Origin of the sequence: Wujia chipingensis, assembly GCF_014337155.1 — a bacterium.
Lineage (GTDB): Bacteria > Bacillota > Clostridia > Lachnospirales > Lachnospiraceae > Coprococcus_C > Coprococcus_C hominis.
In genome coordinates this window covers 144606-165615 of sequence record NZ_CP060632.1, presented here as the reverse complement: position 1 = coordinate 165615, position 21010 = coordinate 144606, and the positions used below count along the sequence as shown (strand labels likewise).

The following is a 21010-nucleotide window of genomic DNA, read 5'->3' as shown; positions in this document are numbered from 1 at the left end:
ACCTAACGAAGAGCGTTAGCCTGTTGCATCATTTCGTCGGATGCCTGAATTGCTTTGGAATTCATTTCGTATGCACGCTGTGCCACGATCAGGTTAACCATCTCATTTGCCACATCGACATTCGATGCCTCCGTGTAATACTGATGCGTCTTTGTCTGCTTCACTGCCGCATTTCCATTCTCCGCAACTGCCGCGCCACTTGCGACGGTTACCGAATAATTGTTGCTGCCTTCCTTGGAAAGACCTGCCGGATTATTAAACTGGTAAATACCAAACTTGACCGGACGTCCATTCGCATCTGTAATCACTGCTGGGTTCCCTGTACCATCCGGGAATGCCAGAGTGCCATCCTGATTAACTACCAGATCCGTTGCCACACGATTAGATGGCAATATGATTTGATTTCCATATGCATCCAGAACCGGATTTCCGTCAGATGTACAAAGCATGTTTCCATTTGCAACCGGCGAGATTTCAAACGAACCATCTCTTGTGTACTGCAATTCTCCACTCTCCGTGCGAATCTGGAAGAAACCATCCCCTTCCAGCGCTACACTGAACGGATTCTCCACATGCGTCAGGTTTCCCTGTGTAAATGTACTTGTAATCGCTGCCACACGGCTGCCAAGACCTACCTCTGCCGCAACCGGCTTGTTCTCGCCTGCATTGTTCGTCGATGTCGACTGCAGGTTCTGATACAGCAGTGACTTGAAGCTCGCCTGCTGTGATTTATAACCAATCGTATTAATATTTGCTACGTTATTTGCAATTGTATCTACATTGACCTGCTGTGCCCGCATACCGGATGCAGCCGTCCAAAGTGATCGCATCATACGCTACTACCTCCTATTATCTTCCACTATAACCGTCCGATTTCATTGACTGCCTTGTCCAAGGTCTGGTCGATCGTCTGAACCATCTTCTGATTTGTCTCATACGCTCTTGTGACCGCGATCATATCAACCATCTCTGTGACCATATTGACATTTGACATTTCCAGATATCCCTGATTGACTGTTGCATCCGCCTGTGTCTGTACGGCGCCATCCACGGCTTCGTACATATTCTCACCATAGCTGGATAATGCGTCGTAGCTCTGAAAATCAACCAACTGCAATTTCGCAACATACGTATTGCCAGAGTAAATTTCTCCCGCCTGATTTACGCTGATCTTGACCAGATTTGCATTCGGAATCTGTATACGATTACCGCCTTCCGCCAGCACATAATCGCCATCCTTTGTCACAAGATAACCGTCCCTGGTTACAGTGAAATCGCCATCGCGCGTGTAGCGTGTCGTTGTCGTTCCACTCTTGTCTGTTGTGCTGATGGTAAAAAATCCGCTGCCGGATAATGCCAAATTGTACTGGTCTTCTGTCTGTCTGAAATTTCCCTGAGACATATCATAATACGTCTCTCCGATCTTCACGCCGAGGTTCACGCCGCCGATGCCCTGCTTTATGTTCGGTCCGATCGTTGGATCGTCAATCTTGACTGCCAGCTGGCGGTCAAAAGACTGCGATGTAACGTCCACCTTTTTGTAGCCGGTCGTGTCCGCGTTCGCCATGTTGTTTGTCACAACATCCATTCTCTTTTCCTCGTTGCGAAGTCCGGTCCATGCCGTGTACAACCCTCTTACCATCGTTTTCCTACTTTCTACTTTCGCTCACTCAAAAACTCAATATACTTACCTGTACCGATTGCCACTGCAGTCAGTGGTTCCTCGGCTGTCATCGTTGTGATTCCGGTGTTCTCCTCGATCAGATCTTCGAGTCCGTGCAGCAATGCACCGCCACCAGTCAACACGATTCCACGGTCTGCGATATCAGCTGCCAGCTCTGGTGGTGTACGCTCCAATACCGAATGTACTGCATCCACGATCTGGGATGTCACCTCGCGCAGCGCCTCCTCGGTCTCATCCGAAGATACCGTTACCGTCTTTGGAAGTCCGGTTACCAGATTTCGTCCACGGATATCCATGGAGATATTCTCTGGTCGTTTGTAACAGGTTCCAATATTGATCTTGATCTCCTCTGCCGAACGCTCACCGATCAACAGATTATGACGTTTCCGCATAAAACGAACGATCGCATCGTCGAAATCATCGCCCGCTACCTTGATGGACGATGATACAACCACGCCATCCAGTGAAATAACTGCGATATCCGAAGTACCGCCTCCGATATCTACGATCATATTTCCGCATGGTCTGGAAATGTCAATACCGGCTCCGATTGCGGCTGCAACCGGCTCCTCAATGATATAGACATCTCTGGCACCCGCCTGATAGGTCGCATCCTCAACAGCACGCTTCTCTACATCCGTAACACCGGATGGCACACATACACTAATACGTGGTCTTCTACCGAAGAAGCTCTTGCCCACTGCCTTCTGGATAAAATATTTCAACATCTTTTCTGTCGTTTTATAATCGGAGATAACACCCTGTCTGAGCGGACGCACCGCAACGATATTCCCAGGTGTTCTTCCGAGCATCAGTCTTGCCTCTTCCCCGATTGCCATGATCTGTTCGGTATCTCTGTCATAGGCAACTACGGACGGCTCCTTCAATACGACGCCCTTTCCTTTGACATAGACTAATATACTGGCGGTTCCTAAGTCGATTCCAATGTCTGAACTTGCCACGTCTTGTTCCTCCTATCTATATATCGGAAATTTCCTAATTATCCTTAGCTTTTTTCATAATAATCATGGTTGCAGCGCCTCCCTGTAACCATTCAATCGGCACTTCCGTGATATCCATGATCTCGTCCAATGCTGGCACATAGCTGCACCAGTTTGTGATCTTCCGTCCGGCAATATCCTTGCGGACACCATCCATATGCTCAAATTTATCGCGCAGATTCTTCAGGATCTTGCGGCTGTCGCCACCAGTCAGATCATATCCAAGCATGTCATTGAGTGCCTTGTTGGAGAAGAATACATAACCCGTGTACAGATCCCGGATAAAAATGCCCTCATGGAAACTATTGTATGTTTCTATCAGATGTTTATTCACATTTCGCACATTATCATCGCCATCTGCATTTTCCAGCATATTCTGGATCAGCAGAGAGATACTCTGTGAGAAACGAAGTTCTTCTTTTGTCCAGATTCGTTCCGATTTCGACTCTGCAAAAATCAAAATACCGTACAATCTTCCTTCCAGATAAATCGGATATGCGATCTCCGCCCGGAAATTATACCGCATCAGGTTGATTACATCGCGCTGTGTCATATTGGTACGGTCAAGCATACAACAGCCATTGCCGCGCTTGATCGCGTCTACCACAAGATACAAACGCTCCGGAAGCAAAGTCAATATATCGTCACTCGGCATCTCACCGGATACATCGAAATAACTTCGCAGACTGAATGCTTTTGGATTGTCCTTGTCAAATGTATATAAGAACATGCGGTCCAAATCCATATGCAGCGCGACCTCACGCAACGTCTCGCCAATGACCTGTTCTACATCTTCGCTTAATTTGCTGTTGATCTTCGACAATGCATTGTTGACAATGCTCTGTCGTGCAAGCTCCTCACGCAGCTTCTTGCCCGCGCCACGTGACTTCGCAGATTCCACAATAGAATTATAGCTTTGCAGCAGGAAATCCGATACCAGTTCTGCTGTCGTCCAATGAAGCTCGTAAATTTCCTCCAGATGCTCTGTCTCATCCGGTGTATAAGAGCCAAGCACCCAGAACCCCTGCAAATTATCACCGACGAAGATCGGTGCCATTGCCAGCTTTCCATAACCGCCTTCCTCGCGGTCAAAGATATGTGGCTTCATCTCTGCCAGTACTTCTTCCTTCATCGTTTTGAAAAACTCTTTGTAGGTTGGCGTCTCAAACAGATCATAGAAATCACCCAGATCCGTCGCAGGTCCGACTGGTGTAGATTCCACCTTGCCATTCTCATCAACAAACACAGAATACAAATTAGTGAGTTGTGAAAATCCACTCATGATCATTTCCATCTTCTGAATCTGCGGAATCATGCCCGGATTATCCAGCTTGCTGATTACCAGGGATCCCGTCGGCGAAATCTGCATGCGTCTGTTTGGCTCTTCAATCGCCCGTTTGATCTCCGCCTGTTTTTCTTCTTCCTTCTCCGCAGAGATATCGCGGATATAAAACTCTACTTCATATGTATTTTCTTCTTCTGACACAACTTCGATACAGATATTGACCCGCACCTGTCGAAGCACCCCATCGTCTCCAACCATACGATATTCGTGCACGTAATCCTGAACACGATTGTCAATCGCATTATGAATGGTCTTCATTACCATCTCACGATCCGACGGATAGATATAATCCTCGGACAATTTCATTCCTTTGTTCAGCATCTCGACATTCATACCAATCTCGGATGCGTTCGGTGAAACATATACCAGACTGGAACCCGGCATATCGATAATATATCGTTTTACAAGCACAATATATTTTGTCTTTTCAATCGCTTTTCTGAGGTATTTGTTTTCAATTACCATGCCACTCGCCCCCTTATCGTATCGTAAAGCCTCGGTATCTAATAAGGCTGTCACACGCAATGTGCGACAGCCCCGTCTATACTGCTTTCTGAATCGGACTAATTGTTGCTGATCTCAGGGAATGCCTGATCTGCAACCTTAATCGTATTGTCTACGGAAATAACTACATTATCAAGTGCTGCTTTCATCTGTGCCATATATTCGCTTACACTCTCGCACTCACGCTTCACAGACATACGTGTATTGTATGCCTCTGTTCTTGCCTGATTCCGCATCTCCTCACACTCTGCAGTTGCCTCTGCGCGCATATTTGCACAGGTTTCCTCTGTATGATCGTTCAAAGACTGACATGCGCTCTCCGTCTCTGCACGCAGGTTGTCTGTCTCTTCTCTTGTCTCACGCTTCACGCGCTCACACTCTGCATATGTGGATTCCTTGCGCTCCTGACATTTGCTCTTTGTCTCTGCATCGAGTCTCTCACAGGCTGCAACTGTCTCTGCATGCATACGCTGGCACTCTGCGGTTGTCTCCTCTGACATCTGACGGCAGGCATCACTTGTCTCCTGTGTCAGTCTGTCGCATTCTTCCTCTGTCTTTGCGCGCAGCTCCCCGCACTCCTTCTGTGTCTGCTTTGTCAATGCATCTGCACTCTCACGTGCCTCCAGCAAAGTTCTGGAAATTGACTCGTAACGGCTCGCTGACTCTTCTTCTCTTGTCTCGTACGCTGTCATCTTGTCACGGAGCTGTGTCACTTCTACCTGCAGCTCATCGTTTACCTTCTTGAGGTTCTCGATCGTGCTGGAAGATTCGTTCAAGTTAACCTCTCTCATCGTGTGGAGATTCTTTACTGTCTCTGACAGCTTCAATACGTTTGCCTTTAAATCTGCAACCTCTTTCTCGTGTTCTGCTGTCAATTCGTCTATATAATTTTCTACTGCCTTCTTGTCATATCCACCAAACGATGTGGTCTTCAACGTTACATCCATTCTGCAATTCTCCTTTCGAATGTCCATTATCCAATATGTTTCTTAATTATATCATAAGAACTTCGTTTATGCATCATTTTTTTACACGGGATTTATGATTAACAATCTATATACAAATTACTTTAACGGACGTTTGAATTGACGATAATGGATTTACGAAGGGACATTTGCGACCGCCGGTACTTAATGAGTGTGAAACACGAATTTAGTACCGCTGCGCGGAGCAACTAAGCGGAAGCGGTCCCGGAGTGAACCATTATCGTCAATTCAAACTATGCATTAAAAGGTTCAATAAAAAGTATGTGTGTATTGATATTTGCTTTCACTTTATGATACACTAAGGGTATGTTTAATCATATAAAAATTATTACGAGGTGATCTTTAAATGAACTTTTTCATGAAAATTCATGCAAAAAAATACAAACGATTTTCTCTTTTGCCGATTTGTATGCTGTTAATTTTTTCATTAACCGCATGTACAGCGAATGTGGAGAAGCGGTATCAGACCTACATCAAGAGTTTGATCGCAATCAATTATCTTGGTGCAACCAAGGATTACATTGCGGCGTCCGGTGCCAATCAGGAGGATGCAGATGCCCTTTATCAGGCAAACATTGACCTGCTCACTGACAATATCCTCACCTATTACAGTGTGAATATTGACGATGCGCCAGAGATGCGGGAGCAGTTCGAGTCTCTTGCCAAAAATATTTACAGCAAGGTTAATTACAAGGTAGATAAAGCAAGAAAAGACGGCAGTGTTTATCTGGTAGATGTCACGATTTACCCGATCAACCTGTTCGCACAGACCTCTTCTGAAGTAACTGCTTATGTCGACACATTTAACAACGATGTGAAGGCTGGAACTTATAACGATTATTCTCTCACTGATTACGAAACATTATTCTCGCAGGGCTTGATTGACATCCTGAATGCCGGTTGTGAAAATATGAGTTATGCCGACCCGCAAGTTATAACTGTTGAAATTATTGAAGATGGAAATAAATATTACATCAGCGACCGCGATTTCATGCAGATTGATGCTGCTATGATCAGTTCCGCAATCGTGACTGAGACTGCAACTTCAACAGATGCGAACTAAATAATGAAGCATGCAGGTAATATATGAAACAACATATAAAAACGACCGATTGGTTTTAAACCAACCGGTCGTTTTTGATATATTATTTTATTATTCCTAGCTGATCATTGCTCCAGCCGGCATATCCTTCTCTGCGGTAAGCAGTGCCAGATTTCCATCGAAATCCTCTGCACAAAGAAGCATACCTTCGGATAACACACCTGCAAGCTTTGTCGGCTTCAGGTTCGTGATAACAACAACCTTCTTACCAACCATCTGCTCTGGTGTATAGTAATGCTTGATTCCTGATACGATCTGCAGGGTTCTGCCCTGTACCTTTACCTGTGAGCAAAGCAGCTTCTTGGACTTTGCAACTTCCTCACAGGAGATGATCTCACCCATCTGCAACTGCATACGGCTAAACTCATCAATTGTGATCTCTTCTTTCACTACAGCATCAAGTGTAGGAATCTCAACCTTTTCTTCCTTCTTTGCCTTCTTCTCCGGCTTTGGCTCTTCTTCAACCACTTTGGATGGGAAACGCTTCTCGATCTCCTCGAGCATCTTTGGTGCATCGATTCTTGCGAAGAGAATCTCCGGCTGATCCGTTACCTTATTCCCGGATGGATACAGGCCAAAGTTCGAAAGTTCTGTCACACGACGCTTTTCTGCATTGAGCTGCTTTAAGATCTTCTCAGACGTCTCCGGCATATATGGCTCCAGAAGGCTTGCGCCAACCACGATGCTCTCTACCAGATTGTAAAGAACGGTGTTCAGACGATCTGCATTCTCCGGATCCTTGGCAAGTGCCCAAGGCATTGTCTCATCGATATACTTATTGCAACGCTTAAACAAAGCGAAGATCTCTGTGATCGCATCTGCCACGCGGAGCTTGTCCATGCATGCATTTACACGGAGTCTGGTGTCGGTTACAACAGCCTTCAAGTCATCATCGACCGGCTCATGTGCACCGGCATTTGTCACAACGCCATCAAAATATTTATTCGACATGGAAATCGTACGGTTCACGAGGTTTCCAAGTGTATTTGCAAGTTCTGAATTGATACGCTCAATCACAAGCTCCCATGAAATAACACCATCGTTCTCAAATGGCATCTCATGCAACAGGAAGTAGCGGACCGCATCCACGCCGAACAAATCTACCATATCATCTGCATAGATTACATTTCCACGGGACTTACTCATCTTTCCATCACTCTGGATGAGCCAAGGATGTCCGAACACCTGCTTCGGAAGCGGCTCGCCAAGCGCCATGAGGATACATGGCCAGTAAATGGTATGGAAACGGATGATATCCTTGCCGATCAGATGCAGATCTGCAGGCCAGTAACGATGGTACAATTCGTCCGAATTGCCATCCACATCATAGCCAAGACCTGTGATATAGTTGGTCAACGCGTCGATCCATACATATACGATATGTCCCGGATCAAAATCTACAGGAATACCCCATTTGAAGGATGTTCTTGATACGCACAGATCCTGCAGTCCCGGAAGGAGGAAGTTGTTCATCATCTCGTTCTTGCGGGACTCCGGCTGGATAAAGTCCGGATGTGTATTGATATGCTCGATCAGACGGTCAGCGTATTTGCTGAGCTTGAAGAAATATGCTTCTTCCTTTGCCGGCTGTACCTCACGGCCACAGTCCGGGCATTTGCCGTCCACAAGCTGTGCTTTCGTGAAGAAGGATTCACAAGGTGTACAGTACATGCCTTCGTACTGACCCTTGTAGATATCGCCCTGATCGTATAATTTCTTGAAAATCTTCTGTACCTGCTTCTCATGATAATCGTCCGTTGTACGGATGAATTTGTCGTAAGAAGTGTTCATCAGATCCCAGATACGCTTGATCTCAGCCGATGTCTCATCCACGAATTCCTTCGGTGTGGAGAGATTCTCAAATGCTTTAATCTCGATCTTCTGACCATGTTCGTCAGTTCCTGTCTGGAAACGTACGTCGTATCCGACGTATCTCTTGTATCTGGCAATGCTGTCTGCAAGTACAACCTCATACGTATTGCCTATATGAGGCTTACCAGATGTGTATGCGATTGCGGTTGTAATGTAGTACGGTTTTTTAGGCATATGAAACCCCTCCCTTATTTTTGTTTTTAACCCACTCTTAATTTAAACTTCTGGACATCGCGCTCGTCATCAACTACCTCGATCTGACCGCCAAGTCCACGGATCTTTCCATCGAAATCTTCGTAACCACGCAAAATATACTTGATATCGTCGATCGTACTGAATCCTTCCGCTGCCAATGCTGCAATGACAAGTGCGGCACCTGCACGCAGATCCGGTGCTACCAGATTCGCGCCTGTGTATCCATCCACGCCAGTAATCACTGCGGAATTACCTTCTACTTTGATGCGTGCTCCCATGCGGGAAAGCTCGCTTACATATTTAAACCGGTTTTCAAATATACTCTCCGTAATCACGCTCGTTCCCTGTGACAATGCAAGTGTTACCGCCATCTGCGGCTGCATATCTGTCGGGAATCCCGGATATGGAAGTGTCTTAATCTGTGTTGCCTTGAATCTGCCGTCCGCCATAACACGAACTGCATCATCGTATTCGATTACGCGTGCACCAATCTCATTCAGCTTCGAAGAGATTGCCTCTAAGTGTTTTGGAATTACATTTTTGATGAGAACATTTCCCTTTGTCGCTGCCGCCATCGTCATAAATGTTCCCGCCTCGATCTGATCCGGAATGATCGAATACTCCGTTCCTCTCAGCTTCTGAACACCACGGATACGGATGACATCCGTTCCGGCGCCCTTGATATTTGCACCCATACTGTTCAGGAAGTTCGCTACATCTACAATGTGTGGCTCCTTCGCAGCATTCTCGATCGTCGTCTTTCCCTCTGCAAGCACGGCTGCCATCATGATATTGATGGTTGCACCAACCGTTACCACATCGAGATAAATATGATTTCCAATCAACTGGTCTGCTTTCGCAACAACCTTACCGCCATTTACAATCTCTACTTTCGCACCAAGTGCCTCAAAGCCCTTGATATGCTGGTCGATCGGACGCAGTCCAATATCACAGCCGCCCGGCAAAGCAACCTGTGCATAGTTGTATTTACCAAGCAAAGCTCCAAGCAGATAGTAGGATGCTCGTATCTTCCGAATATATTCATCATCCACACAGACATCCTCGCCGGTTCTGATTGTTCCGCCGCAGATAGAAACTGTATGGTTATCAATGTATTTTACCTTAGCGCCAATTGTCTCGATTGCACGAAGTAATGTCTTTGTATCTTCTACATATGGTACATTCTCAATAATGCATTCTTCGTCTGTCATGACTGCTGCTGCAAGGATACCGAGTGCGGCGTTTTTCGCACCGGCAATCGAAACTTCACCTTCCAGAACATTGCCGCCTTTTATAACATATTTTTCCATTTCACACCTCTGTGCTGCCAGTTATTTTTTACGCTACTAGCCCATAATCTTAATAATTATAACACATTCCATTATTTTGTAAAGCATTTTACTTGTCTGCCTCACAATAAATGCATCGATAAATACGATTTTTTTCATCGGCTAATTTAAATATATGCACAATTCCTGGTTCTGTCGATGTGATACAGCGAGGATTTTTACATTTTTTCACATTGATCAGTTTTTTGGGCAATGCCAGCTTCTTTTTCTCGACCGTCTGTCCGTCCTTGATGATGCTGACTGTGATATCTGGATCGATGTAACCCAACACATCCAGATTCACATCGTACTCCTTATCAATCTTCAGGATGTCCTTCTTGCCCATCTTGCTGCTCTTGACGTTCTGCAGGATGGCAACGGAACAGTCGAGCTTGTCAAGTTCGAGGTCGTGATATACCTGAAGTGCCTTGCCAGCAGTAATATGATCCAGCACAATACCATTTTGAATACTATCTATCTTCATGATTTTTCCTCCTTAATGCAAATCCATTTCCTTACTCTGGGATCTTGGCAAGCTTGTCCGCAGACAGATTCAGCTTCGCACCATTCGCCTTGAGCAGTGTCAGCATCAGTGCCATACGCACGAATTTTCCATTCATAACCTGACGGAAATAGCAGGCACGTGGATCGTCATCGATTTCCACAGAGATCTCGTTCACACGTGGAAGCGGATGCAGGATTGCAAGGTCAGACTTTGCATTTTTCAGCTTCTTTCCATCAAGAATGTATGTATCCTTCAATCTGACATAATCCGCCTCGTTGAAGAAACGTTCCTTCTGTACTCTTGTCATATAAAGCACATCCAGCTCGCTCATCACTTCTTCCATCGACTCTACTTCTTCATATGGAATATTCTTTGCTTCGAGCACTTCGGAAATAATGTATTCCGGCACGCGGAGTTCCTTCGGTGCAATCAGGATGAATTTGATGTTCTCATAACGGGACAATGCCTTGATCAGGGAATGTACGGTACGTCCAAACTTCAGATCGCCACACAGACCAATCGTGAAATTATCCAGTCTTCCTTTCTCCCGCAGGATTGTAAGCAGGTCTGTCAATGTCTGTGTCGGATGGTTATGTCCGCCATCCCCCGCATTGATAATCGGCACGCCACTCACCATGGAAGCACGCATCGGCGCACCTTCCTTCGGATGACGCATTGCGATGATATCTGCATAGCAGCTTACCACTCTTGTTGTATCGCCCACGCTCTCGCCCTTCGTTGCTGACGAAGAATCAGCCGAAGAAAAACCAAGTACATTTCCGCCAAGCTCCATCATTGCTGATTCAAAGCTAAGCCTTGTTCTTGTACTTGGTTCAAAAAATAATGTTGCAAGTTTTTTGCCCTTACACGCTTCGCTATACGCTTCTTTGTCGTCGATGATATCCTGTGCCAGCTTCAAAATGCCATCGATTTCTTCTACGGTCAGGTCTGTTGAATCAATTACATGTTTCATTTCTGGTTTCCTCCCATTGAACGCACGTTGTTTTTTCGGAATATCTCATCGATTGCAAACCGGTCTTCCCGGTTGCAAACGAGGATATATGTTTTTCGATTCGCACGAATCTTCAGTACGATTACATTGCTGTCCTCCCCCTGGTTCTCCAGGAGAAAAGACCGCATGAATTCCCATTCGATAAATGTGGTTCCGACCAGCACTCCATCTTCTGTGATGCCACTCTGTATCCGGGTGGACAGCACGATGAACAACACAAACATCAATACCGCAGGCACAAATATGTAGATCTTAAAATATACCAACACAACAAGTCCCACAAGTCCAAGGTTCGCATAGACGACCTCAGAGATATTTAATTTGTGATGCAGCCGGCTCTTTATGACGATCCCAGACTGTTTTTTCACGGCAGAGACGCAGACAAGCGCGCCCGTACCAAAGCCAAGGAAAAGCACAAACGCCAGTACCGAAAGCCACACATCCATATATTATACCACTTAAATTCCTTTTATCAATGTATACATGACAGCTTTTTCTGCGTGTCTTCTGTTTTCTGCCTGATCGAGAATATGATCAAGGTTCTTCATCTCCACGTCCTTCGAAATCTCGAAGCCTACATGCATTGGCATGTCGTGGAAGACAAGTGCATGACTGCCCTCTAAGAACTCATCGTTCAACTGATATGGCATCATCTTATCCATGAGTTCTTTCTTCTTATCCTGATATGCAGGATCGTTGAAGAACTCCATGTCAAGCCATGTATCGGTGTAGCAGATATCCATATCCTTGACATATTTCTTCACTTCGTCCATCGGCATGTTCGGATCAAGCTCTACATAGTAACCAGTCTTCTTTGCTTCCTCATAGAAGTCTGGACCGCAGGCAGTATCATTTACAAGCGGGGTAAGTCCGTACAAAGTTCCCTGCTTCATCTTGGAGAAGAATTCTACCAGTGAATTGAATACGTTGTTCTTTGCACCGATATATAAGAACTTGACATTCAGACTACCAAACTTCTCGATGATCGTCAGTGCATCTGCCAGAATCTGGCAAGGATGGTACGAGTTATCGCAGCCATTGATAAATGGTACCGTTACATTGTCACCGAACAGCTCAACGGTCTCATTTTTCACGAGACGTGCCATGATGATGTCCACATTGCGGCATACATATTTGATCTCAGAAACCGGCTCGCCAAGAACAAAGTTGCTGTCCTTCCAGAGCTGGTTGTAGTAGGTTCCGCCAAGCTCTGTCATTCCTGTCGTGAAAGAAAGGAATGTACGGGTACTTGTCTTCTCAAACAACGTATAGAGCTTCTTGCCCTCCAATGCGTGGCTGTACTTCTCCGGATTCTTCTTCATATCCAGTGCAAGATCAAGAATCTTCTGCAGCTCTTCCGCAGAGAAATTCTTGAAGTTCAACATATTCTTCATGATATCTTCCTCCTGTTTTCTACAAATATTTCTTTAAGTCGTCTACCTTGTCGGTCTTCTCCCACGGAAGGTCGATATCGGTTCTTCCGAAATGTCCATAAGCGGCTGTCTGCTTGTAGATTGGTCTGCGCAGATCAAGCATCTTGATGATACCAGCTGGACGCAGGTCGAAGTTCTCACGGATGATCTCTACGAGCTTATCATCTGCAAGCTTACCTGTGCCAAATGTATCTACCATGATGGAAGTTGGTCTTGCAACACCGATCGCATAAGAAAGCTGGATCTCACACTTCTCAGCCAGTCCGGCTGCTACGATATTCTTTGCTACATAACGTGCGGCATACGCTGCGGAACGGTCTACCTTTGTGCAGTCCTTTCCAGAGAAGGCTCCGCCGCCGTGACGTGCATATCCACCGTAAGTGTCTACGATAATCTTACGTCCGGTTACACCAGAGTCACCGTTTGGTCCACCGATAACAAAACGTCCGGTTGGGTTGATGAAGAACTTCGTCTCATCGTCGATCATATCCTGTGGAAGGACTGGATCAAATACATATTTCTTGATATCCGCATGGATCTGCTCCTGCGATACATTCTCGTCATGCTGGGTAGAAAGTACAACTGCCTCTAATCTGCAAGGCTTTCCGTTCTCGTCATACTCTACCGATACCTGTGTCTTACCATCTGGTCTTAAATAAGGAAGTGTGCCGTTCTTACGAACTTCTGTCAGCTTTCTTGCAAGCTTGTGTGCCAATGAGATTGGATATGGCATAAGCTCTGGTGTCTCGTTTGTTGCATAGCCGAACATCATACCCTGATCGCCAGCGCCGATTGCCTCAATCTCCTCATCGGACATATGATTTTCCTTTGCTTCGAGTGCCTTGTCAACACCCATTGCGATATCGGTTGACTGCTTGTCAAGTGCAACGATCACACCACAGGTATCACAGTCAAATCCGTACTTTGCACGGTCATAACCGATCTCACGAATTGTCTCACGTACGATTGTCTGAATATCGATCTGTGCCTTTGTTGTGATCTCACCCATAACAAGTACCAGTCCGGTTGTTACGGCTGTCTCACAGGCAACACGGCTCATAGGATCCTGCGCTAAAAGCGCATCTAATACGGCATCACTGATCTGATCACAGATTTTGTCAGGATGGCCTTCGGTTACTGATTCTGAAGTAAATAATAACTTCTCCATTTGTTCCTCCTTTGGAATGCATTTGTCTATGGTTCTTTGTCTCTTTTTCAGCGGCAATTCATAAAAAATAAATCCGGCTGCAAGCAACCGGATTTGAAAGTCGTTATCAAATCTTCTTATTGCTCGACAACTTAATCTAAGTATCGCTCAGGTCGGCACCTTCCGTCTCCGGGGTTGCCGTGGCTTCTTCGTCCCTTATGACTCCACCACTCTGAATAAGAGAGACATGTTTAACATATATCATATATTTCTAATTGTCAATGGTTTTATTTGCTAATCTCGTTGTATTTGCGCATATTCTGGCGATTTTCATTCCTGTGTGCCATGCTTTTTACGGATAAATCGAATCAGCGCCGCAACAAGCATCAGAATCAGCACGCCCACTGCTGCGCCACAGCTATCGAGTAGCACGTCCTTTACCTGTCCGCTCCGTCCAGGGACAAACAACTGATGAAACTCATCCGTCGCCGCATACACCGTCGCAGTTCCCCACGCGAATAACGCAGACACCTTTCGTTTTCTTCGGACATCCAGCCATACACCACAGAGCAGCATTGCAAAGACGGCATACTCCGTCGCATGTGCCAATTTTCGGATCGGATGATCGACCTTCGCTGCAAACGCAAGCTGTGCTTCCTCCGACCAGTTCTTAAAATCCGGATGTACAATGCGTCCAAACTCCATACCGACCGTATAACTGTCCTCCGTCGATTCCTCGCCATTTCTGGCAGAGAAACAGAAGATCATAATCGCGAACAGTACCGACAATACAAGAAACACAATCTGCCGTTTCGACAGCCTCCCCGACTGCGTCTGTTTATCCTTAGATATGCTTCTTGATTGCATCTGCCAGTGCCTTCAAGGATTCTGATTCTGTCTCGCCCTGCTTCCATGTCACCTGTACGTCATCCCCTGCGTGACGTGGAATCACATGCATATGGAAATGATGCACGGTCTGACCGGCTACTTCGCCATTGTTCTGCACGATATTCAGGCCCTCGCAGCCAGTCTCTTCCTGTACCGCTTTCGCAACGTGGGTTGCAAGCGAAAATACCTTGCCTGCAGTCTCCTCATCAAGCTGGTAGATATTATCGTAGTGCTCCTTCGTCAGAATCAGCGCATGTCCCTGATTGGCTGGTGCCAGATCCAGAATTACACGGCACTCTGGTGTCTCATATACCGTTGCAGATGGAATCTCTCCATTTGCGATCTTGCAGAAAATACAATCATCTTTTTTCATCTTTACTTACTCCTTTTTATTTTAACTACTTATACTTTACCATTTCTGATAAAGCATGGCATCGTTTTGCTCTTAGACCTGGTATCCACGTTTTTCGTAGTTTACACCCTGTATACTCTCGTTCAGGGTTCCTTTCCCATAGGTAAGTCCAGCGTACACCTGATGTACATTCTGCATCACAGCGCCCTCGTTGTCAAGTTCGTGTAAATGTACAAATCCGACACGTAAGTCATCGACCATCTGCACACATCGATCCAGTTCATCCGGCTGTCTGCGTACTTCCGAGCGCACAAGCTTCCCATAGATAAATCGCAAAATGGCAATCACATTTCTTCCAAGCGGATCTTCCTTCGAGAAACATTCAATCAGCTCCTGCATCGCACGCCGCGCCTGCCCAATATTCTGCAGATATGCGGTCGCGTCATCCGCCTCATACGCGGCGATCGCGTCGTTACCATATGTATGAAAGATATCACACAGCACCAGAATCAGACCGCTGTGGTTTTCCTGACTAATGCGCCGTGTGAATTCCTGTTTTTGTTCCTGTGTCATGATAATTTCCTCGTATTCCGATTTTATCAATATATTCCACGTTATCCTATACTATCTACTGCAACAACTGCAAGATAGATTCCGGACGATCATTTGCTTTCTGCATCATCGCGATTGCCGCCTGCGACAAAACCTCCTGCTGCGTATATTCTGTCATCTCCTCAGCCATATCCGTATCCATGATCCGCGAATAAGCCTCCGTGATACTCTCACTTTGCACTTCGAGATTCGAATGCACATCATCCAGCCGGTTCTCATACGCACCCAGCTTCGAACGTGCAGCCGAAACTTTCTTCACTGCCTCATCAATGATATCAACTGCCTGACTTGCATATTCATGTGTGTACATGATCAACTCATCCACGCCAAGTGATTTTGCATTCAGCTCTGGAATGTCGATGGCTAACTGCTCACCCTCGTTGGAACCTGTCTGTATTACCATCGTTCCAGCCGACAGCACTTCGATCTCTGCTGTTACAGCTCCACCATTTTCGGCAACAGCGCCCGGATCTGCTTCAATCGTCATAGAGAAGCCGCTTCGGTCTGTGACTTCAATCTTATTTCCATTTGTCTTCAAAGTTGCAGTCGTAGAAAATCCATCTTCTGTGATGTTCAAAGCTGCCTGACAATCCTTGCCCTGCATCATCGTGCCATCTGCCACTCCAAACACCGCTGCCAGCTCCGGATTTCCCACAGAGATGCTGATTTTCTCACTGCTGCCATATCCCTTTGTGCGGAACACCACCGGTGCTCCACTGTCAAAGCTCTCCTCTGTCGTTCCGTCATTCGACGCAAAGATATCAATATTGATCTTGGCAAGGCTGGTCTGGATCTTTCCATATACATCCTCCATCGACATGCCCTCCTCGATCTCGATTGCAAATCCATTTACCTTCAAAGTTCCTGCCTGCTCTTTTGTGATCACGGCTGTAGAATAGGTAAATCCTGTCGTCATAGATGCCTGCTCTGCATCGGCTGTGACATTGATCGAATAAACACCCGTGCTTACCTCTGATGAAATGTATGTTGCTTTCACACCATTGACACTGGACAGGGAACGTCTCGTCAGATCCCCATTCAGCAGTGTCTGTCCGTTAAATGCGGTCGTATCGGAAATCTGTGTCAGCTCAGCCGCCAGGGAATCAATCTCCTCCTGAATCGCATCACGATCGACCTCATCATTGACATCGTTTGCCGCCTGCACAGCCAGTTCCCGCATACGTCCTAAAATGCTGTGCATCTCCTCCATGCCGCCCTCTGCGGACTGGATCACAGAGATACCATCGTTAGAATTCAAAGCCGCGCGGTCAAGTCCCCGGATCTGTGCACTCATCTTCTTTGAAATCGCAAGTCCTGCCGCATCATCTGCCGGGCTTGTAATCTTATAACCAGAAGAAAGTCTGGACATCGACTTTGCAACTTTATTATTTATTTTACCGAAATTCGTCGTGGCATTCATCGCCAGCGCATTATAATTAATTCTCATGGTCTGCCTCCTTAAACCCGTTCGTTATGCTTCAGCTATCCAAATGTCTGCTTCTTATCCGGCATCATGTCCGCGGCACATTATACGTCCGCATCCCGGTTTTACTATGTTATATATCGGTAAGTTTCGCCATAGCCTTAACGAAGAATATTGCCGCCCGACACAGTTTTTGTGTGTCCGCTCCCCCGTTCGTTCCACGCGCCGCTGTACGGCTTTCTCCAAGCGCAACTGCCGCATCCGCATATTCACTTCCGGCAAGCAGTTCCCGGAACGCATCCGTCCGCCCGGCAAGCCATGTATTCGCCTCCGAGGAACCGCCAAGAATCTCACCCGTGCATGTTCCCGCTTCGTCCATCCGGATCTGCGCCTGCAGCATACCATGCACCCCTGCCGCCATCCGGATCGTGATGCCGCGGGCTTCTACTCCGCCCGTCTGCATCGTCAGATTCACTACCTTCATACCTGACTCTGTCTCAACCGGGAGCTGATACTGCCTTCTGCCCGCCATGGCTCCCAATATTCGGAATCCTGCCTGCACGACCTTCATGCCCTGCAGCTGATCTGATGTTATATTTCCTTCTTCTGCCCGATCATACATCTGCTCTACCATCTGCTGCCGGATATCCGCATACATCTGCGCCAGATCTGCGTCTGCTTCGATCTGTTTCAGCAGCATCTCCGATTCAAACGGCAACGCAATCTCCTCTCCTGTGAGGGACTTCGCCATAGCATCCGTCTCTGCGTCAACTGCATCCTCCTTCGTATGGTCCTGCCATCTAATCTGCTTCCATACCTGTGATGCAAATGTATAGAAATTCATGGACGCCTGATGATTGACAGCTTCTGCTTCCGGTCCTACCGACATTCCCTGCAGTATATAATCCGCCGCTTCCAGATTCTGTGCGCTCTCTTCAATATCATTTGCCTGCAGAAGCTGTTCTGCCTGTGCAAGCATCGGAGAATCAGAGATTTTCTCCCATGGGTTTTTATATTCTTCCTGCGCAGCCATCGGTTCATTTCGGCTCATATATTCATCTTTCTCTCCCATGCGGAGCTGTCCGGTCCAGTTACCATCCGCACCAACCCGTCCCGCATATGCACGCGCGATCTGATCATCCATCTTCTCCCCACGTGTCTGCAGATCCGCAAGCATACCGAACGAATCATCGACCACAGCCTCCATCCCGGCGGCCTTCCGGCTTCGCATCGCAGTAATCAGATTACGCACGGTAAGCCGGCTGTTGTTCGCGAACAGATACCCGGCTTCCCGGTCGCCGGATTTCTCTAACTGCTTAAATACCCGGTACAACCCGATATATCCTGCGCGTTCCTCGCTGCTGATCTGTCCACGCTTCTCTACATCACGCAGATACGTTGCAAAATCGTCTGTCTCCTTCACACCTGCTTTGTAATTTTTGTCCCGCAGTGTCTGATTGAGTTCATCGACTGTCATATCAAGCGGGTTGATACCATCCCGGATCATAGACAGCACCGCATTCGGATGGCATGCGGCAAGCATATCATTGACCGCTCTGTCATACTCTATGATCTGTGCGATATTTTCCTCCGTGATTTCCATGCGGTTATACCCGAGAATCTGTACCGCTCGTGTATGTTCCTCATCCACCGGCAGCTCCATATCTGTCAGTATATCTTCGATATTTGAAAATGCTTTGCGGATACTATCTCCCATATCCGCACGCGGGGCTGTACCAAGTGCCTCATATCCGCGCTCCATCGCTGCGAAATCAACGGAACGCCGGATCGTCTGTGTCGATATATCTGCCACCCCATCCGGCACATTGTTATCGGACATCCGGCGTTGCATATCACCCGCCTGTCCACCGATCTGGTGTTCTTCCTGTACAAGCTTCGCAAATCCATGTACCGTCACCGACTGCAGCGCGTCCGTACCCGCCAACACGCCAAGCCTTGCTGCCGGTGCCGTGCCAATCGTCTGCAGATCTGCCTGCATCTGCTGATAGATTGCCTTGTTTTCTTCGGTTGGCGCAACACCCTGCTTCGCAAACATCTCCTGCGTAAGCTGTGCCTCTGCATTTCGCAGCTTCGCCACCACCTGCGCCAGTTCACGAGTATCAATATTGATATCCACGGAGAGCATCCGTACCGCAACACTCTGTGTCATGGAGAGCCGGATCTCCTCTAACTGCCGCAGTGCCGTTACCTCCCGCAGCGTCTGATTCTGTATGTCGGAACCTGCGCTCCGGCCATCCTGTAACTGTGTACCCTTATCCGCGGTTTCGTCGTATGCTCCCACCGGCTGTCCACCGGTCTGTCCATCCCGTACCCCATCATAATGCGCCGCCACCAGCGCAGCGATTGTAAGCGGCCGCTCTGTACGTACTGCCTGTGCCACATCCTCTGCTGTAATCGAAGCTGCATCCTGTCTGAGCTTTGCCGCTCTCGTCTCAAGCTCCTGTGTCTGCCGCTTCTCTGCCTGCTGTGCCGTCGGCAGTTCACCGATATCCTTCCCGATCTGCGCCTGCATCTGCATATAAGCCCGCACGGAATCCGTCGTGACCGGAATATCATTTGCCAGAAGCAGATTTGCCCCGGCCATGCTTGTTTCATCCACGGCAAATCCAGCCTGCATGATCACATGTGCGAGCTGCGCCTGCAAGCCGGAATCTGCATTTCCATCTTCCCCGGGAATATACACCGATTGTCCAGCGCTCTGTTGCAGCTTGGATATTGTCTGTTGTGCAGCCTGTTTCGCCGCATATGCGGTGTCTCCTCCGAATTCCTCCACCGCGGCAATCGCTCTTTGTCCACTGTAATGCGCTTTGTAGAGTGTCTCCTGCGTGAGTGGCTGCCGATTCTTCAGCAGGTACAGAATGTCCTTGTTCCCCACCTGCAGCTTCACATCTGTCCCGGCTATCTGCGCCCCGCTGCTTGTAAAAACCAGATTCGAGACGTCTCCCTCCTCGATCTGCGCCTGTGCGAGCACATTTGCAAGCGCGTCCTTATGCGCATCTGCACGCATGGAAGTAACCAGCCCTTCTATGTCCGAAAGCGATGCCGAAGCAACATCCACGCCCATCATGCGAAGCTTCTTTATCTCCTCGGAAGTAAGGGAACGCGCAATCTCCCGTGCATCTGCACGCGCCTGTTCTTCGTCGCTTGTCTCTTCCTGCTGTTCCTGCTTCGCCTTCTCCTGCATGTCCTTGCGGTACTCATTGAAATTATCCATGACCATCTGCGCGTTCGTATCGACCGAAGAATTCCTGTCGTACTGCACCTGCTCGACCTTCTCGAAGGCATCGAGCTGATCGACCGAAGCAGTCTTCATCTTTGTTCCACTGTAAGCATTTGCACTGTCACTATACGCTTTGATGGCATCCTGTGAATTTTTGATATTGATATTCTGCATAAAATGCTCCTTGCATCATTAATTTGTATAATATTATTTCTATCTTGCATTGTTCCGATCTTGCGTTCCAGTTGCCCGAACCGGTTCTCTGTCTTTTATATCGGCACAGTCCGCTCAATCATTAAGAAGCTGCATGGTGCCTGAAGCACAATGTCTGAAACGCAATGTCCAAGACGCAAAGCTTGGTGTTTGCATGAAGATTAAAT

Annotated in this window: 18 protein-coding genes and 1 riboswitch; of the genes, 1 reads left to right on the top strand and 17 read right to left on the bottom strand. The window is 47.2% G+C overall.

What is annotated here, in order from left to right; all coding sequences use genetic code 11:
* Positions 1–2 precede the first annotated feature (2 nt).
* The 5 genes from H9Q76_RS00795 to H9Q76_RS00775 all read right to left on the bottom strand — a co-directional run bounded on the left by H9Q76_RS00795 (position 3) and on the right by H9Q76_RS00775 (position 5481).
* The gene (locus tag H9Q76_RS00795; RefSeq protein ID WP_021984873.1) at positions 3–833 is read right to left on the bottom strand and encodes a flagellar hook-basal body protein; all 831 of its coding nucleotides are present in this window, start codon (positions 831–833) and stop codon (positions 3–5) included.
* 26 nt (positions 834–859) lie between these two features.
* Positions 860–1642 carry a flagellar basal-body rod protein FlgF gene (gene flgF, locus H9Q76_RS00790; RefSeq protein ID WP_021984874.1) on the bottom strand — a complete coding sequence of 261 codons (783 nt, stop codon included), beginning with the start codon at positions 1640–1642 and terminating at the stop codon, positions 860–862.
* A 14-nt stretch (positions 1643–1656) separates the two neighbouring features.
* A complete protein-coding gene (gene mreB, locus H9Q76_RS00785) occupies positions 1657–2646 on the bottom strand; it encodes a rod shape-determining protein (protein WP_021984875.1) in 990 nt (329 codons plus the stop codon).
* Between the two features lie 34 nt (positions 2647–2680).
* Positions 2681–4495 carry a PAS domain-containing protein gene (locus H9Q76_RS00780; protein ID WP_021984876.1) on the bottom strand — a complete coding sequence of 605 codons (1815 nt, stop codon included), beginning with the start codon at positions 4493–4495 and terminating at the stop codon, positions 2681–2683.
* A gap of 98 nt (positions 4496–4593) precedes the next feature.
* Positions 4594–5481: a hypothetical protein gene (locus H9Q76_RS00775; RefSeq protein WP_117780860.1), complete on the bottom strand. Its 888-nt coding sequence runs from the start codon at positions 5479–5481 to the stop codon at positions 4594–4596.
* A 448-nt stretch (positions 5482–5929) separates the two neighbouring features.
* Here H9Q76_RS00775 and H9Q76_RS00770 point away from each other — a divergent pair, with 448 nt between their 5' ends.
* Positions 5930–6583 carry a hypothetical protein gene (locus tag H9Q76_RS00770; RefSeq protein ID WP_147341771.1) on the top strand — a complete coding sequence of 218 codons (654 nt, stop codon included), beginning with the start codon at positions 5930–5932 and terminating at the stop codon, positions 6581–6583.
* 96 nt (positions 6584–6679) lie between these two features.
* Here the strand turns inward: H9Q76_RS00770 and metG are convergent, their stop codons facing one another.
* From metG to H9Q76_RS00710, 12 genes are all read right to left on the bottom strand, one after another.
* Complete coding sequence (gene metG / locus H9Q76_RS00765; protein ID WP_117780861.1) at positions 6680–8668, bottom strand: methionine--tRNA ligase; 1989 nt, start codon at positions 8666–8668, stop codon at positions 6680–6682.
* A 26-nt stretch (positions 8669–8694) separates the two neighbouring features.
* The gene (locus tag H9Q76_RS00760; protein WP_021984880.1) at positions 8695–9999 is read right to left on the bottom strand and encodes a UDP-N-acetylglucosamine 1-carboxyvinyltransferase; all 1305 of its coding nucleotides are present in this window, start codon (positions 9997–9999) and stop codon (positions 8695–8697) included.
* A gap of 88 nt (positions 10000–10087) precedes the next feature.
* A complete protein-coding gene (locus H9Q76_RS00755; RefSeq protein ID WP_021984881.1) occupies positions 10088–10501 on the bottom strand; it encodes an aspartate carbamoyltransferase regulatory subunit in 414 nt (137 codons plus the stop codon).
* A 31-nt stretch (positions 10502–10532) separates the two neighbouring features.
* Positions 10533–11495 carry an aspartate carbamoyltransferase gene (gene pyrB / locus H9Q76_RS00750; protein ID WP_118671259.1) on the bottom strand — a complete coding sequence of 321 codons (963 nt, stop codon included), beginning with the start codon at positions 11493–11495 and terminating at the stop codon, positions 10533–10535.
* Positions 11492–11980 carry a DUF5673 domain-containing protein gene (locus H9Q76_RS00745; RefSeq protein WP_021984883.1) on the bottom strand — a complete coding sequence of 163 codons (489 nt, stop codon included), beginning with the start codon at positions 11978–11980 and terminating at the stop codon, positions 11492–11494. Before H9Q76_RS00745 ends, pyrB begins: the two co-directional genes overlap by 4 nt.
* A 12-nt stretch (positions 11981–11992) precedes the next feature.
* Positions 11993–12928, bottom strand: coding sequence for a Rossmann-fold NAD(P)-binding domain-containing protein (locus tag H9Q76_RS00740; RefSeq protein WP_021984884.1), 936 nt, complete (start codon positions 12926–12928; stop codon positions 11993–11995).
* Between the two features lie 19 nt (positions 12929–12947).
* Positions 12948–14135, bottom strand: coding sequence for a methionine adenosyltransferase (gene metK / locus H9Q76_RS00735; protein ID WP_117780862.1), 1188 nt, complete (start codon positions 14133–14135; stop codon positions 12948–12950).
* A gap of 113 nt (positions 14136–14248) precedes the next feature.
* Positions 14249–14357, bottom strand: a riboswitch (SAM riboswitch).
* An 87-nt stretch (positions 14358–14444) separates the two neighbouring features.
* Positions 14445–14981 carry a VanZ family protein gene (locus H9Q76_RS00730; RefSeq protein WP_021984886.1) on the bottom strand — a complete coding sequence of 179 codons (537 nt, stop codon included), beginning with the start codon at positions 14979–14981 and terminating at the stop codon, positions 14445–14447.
* Positions 14959–15375 carry an HIT family protein gene (locus H9Q76_RS00725; RefSeq protein WP_117780863.1) on the bottom strand — a complete coding sequence of 139 codons (417 nt, stop codon included), beginning with the start codon at positions 15373–15375 and terminating at the stop codon, positions 14959–14961. The genes H9Q76_RS00730 and H9Q76_RS00725 overlap by 23 nt, the downstream gene beginning before the upstream one ends.
* Before the next feature lie 72 nt (positions 15376–15447).
* Entirely contained in the window at positions 15448–15927 is a 480-nt protein-coding gene (locus tag H9Q76_RS00720) for a flagellar protein FliS (RefSeq protein ID WP_249321359.1), read from the bottom strand.
* 55 nt (positions 15928–15982) lie between these two features.
* On the bottom strand, positions 15983–17413 hold the full coding sequence (locus H9Q76_RS00715; RefSeq protein ID WP_249321358.1) for a flagellin N-terminal helical domain-containing protein: 1431 nt from the start codon (positions 17411–17413) through the stop codon (positions 15983–15985).
* Positions 17414–17522: 109 nt separating this feature from the next.
* Complete coding sequence (locus tag H9Q76_RS00710; RefSeq protein WP_249321357.1) at positions 17523–20804, bottom strand: DUF6240 domain-containing protein; 3282 nt, start codon at positions 20802–20804, stop codon at positions 17523–17525.
* Positions 20805–21010 lie beyond the last annotated feature (206 nt).

What these genes read in the sequence shown, in the direction of transcription:
- H9Q76_RS00795 (WP_021984873.1), bottom strand. Translation starts at nt 833, where the DNA reads ATGATGCGATCACTTTGGACGGCTGCATCCGGTATGCGGGCACAGCAG.
- flgF (WP_021984874.1), bottom strand. Translation starts at nt 1,642, where the DNA reads ATGGTAAGAGGGTTGTACACGGCATGGACCGGACTTCGCAACGAGGAA.
- H9Q76_RS00780 (WP_021984876.1), bottom strand. Translation starts at nt 4,495, where the DNA reads ATGGTAATTGAAAACAAATACCTCAGAAAAGCGATTGAAAAGACAAAA.
- H9Q76_RS00775 (WP_117780860.1), bottom strand. Translation starts at nt 5,481, where the DNA reads ATGGATGTAACGTTGAAGACCACATCGTTTGGTGGATATGACAAGAAG.
- H9Q76_RS00770 (WP_147341771.1), top strand. Translation starts at nt 5,930, where the DNA reads ATGCTGTTAATTTTTTCATTAACCGCATGTACAGCGAATGTGGAGAAG.
- metG (WP_117780861.1), bottom strand. Translation starts at nt 8,668, where the DNA reads ATGCCTAAAAAACCGTACTACATTACAACCGCAATCGCATACACATCT.
- H9Q76_RS00760 (WP_021984880.1), bottom strand. Translation starts at nt 9,999, where the DNA reads ATGGAAAAATATGTTATAAAAGGCGGCAATGTTCTGGAAGGTGAAGTT.
- H9Q76_RS00755 (WP_021984881.1), bottom strand. Translation starts at nt 10,501, where the DNA reads ATGAAGATAGATAGTATTCAAAATGGTATTGTGCTGGATCATATTACT.
- pyrB (WP_118671259.1), bottom strand. Translation starts at nt 11,495, where the DNA reads ATGAAACATGTAATTGATTCAACAGACCTGACCGTAGAAGAAATCGAT.
- H9Q76_RS00745 (WP_021984883.1), bottom strand. Translation starts at nt 11,980, where the DNA reads ATGGATGTGTGGCTTTCGGTACTGGCGTTTGTGCTTTTCCTTGGCTTT.
- H9Q76_RS00740 (WP_021984884.1), bottom strand. Translation starts at nt 12,928, where the DNA reads ATGAAGAATATGTTGAACTTCAAGAATTTCTCTGCGGAAGAGCTGCAG.
- metK (WP_117780862.1), bottom strand. Translation starts at nt 14,135, where the DNA reads ATGGAGAAGTTATTATTTACTTCAGAATCAGTAACCGAAGGCCATCCT.
- H9Q76_RS00730 (WP_021984886.1), bottom strand. Translation starts at nt 14,981, where the DNA reads ATGCAATCAAGAAGCATATCTAAGGATAAACAGACGCAGTCGGGGAGG.
- H9Q76_RS00725 (WP_117780863.1), bottom strand. Translation starts at nt 15,375, where the DNA reads ATGAAAAAAGATGATTGTATTTTCTGCAAGATCGCAAATGGAGAGATT.
- H9Q76_RS00720 (WP_249321359.1), bottom strand. Translation starts at nt 15,927, where the DNA reads ATGACACAGGAACAAAAACAGGAATTCACACGGCGCATTAGTCAGGAA.
- H9Q76_RS00715 (WP_249321358.1), bottom strand. Translation starts at nt 17,413, where the DNA reads ATGAGAATTAATTATAATGCGCTGGCGATGAATGCCACGACGAATTTC.
- H9Q76_RS00710 (WP_249321357.1), bottom strand. Translation starts at nt 20,804, where the DNA reads ATGCAGAATATCAATATCAAAAATTCACAGGATGCCATCAAAGCGTAT.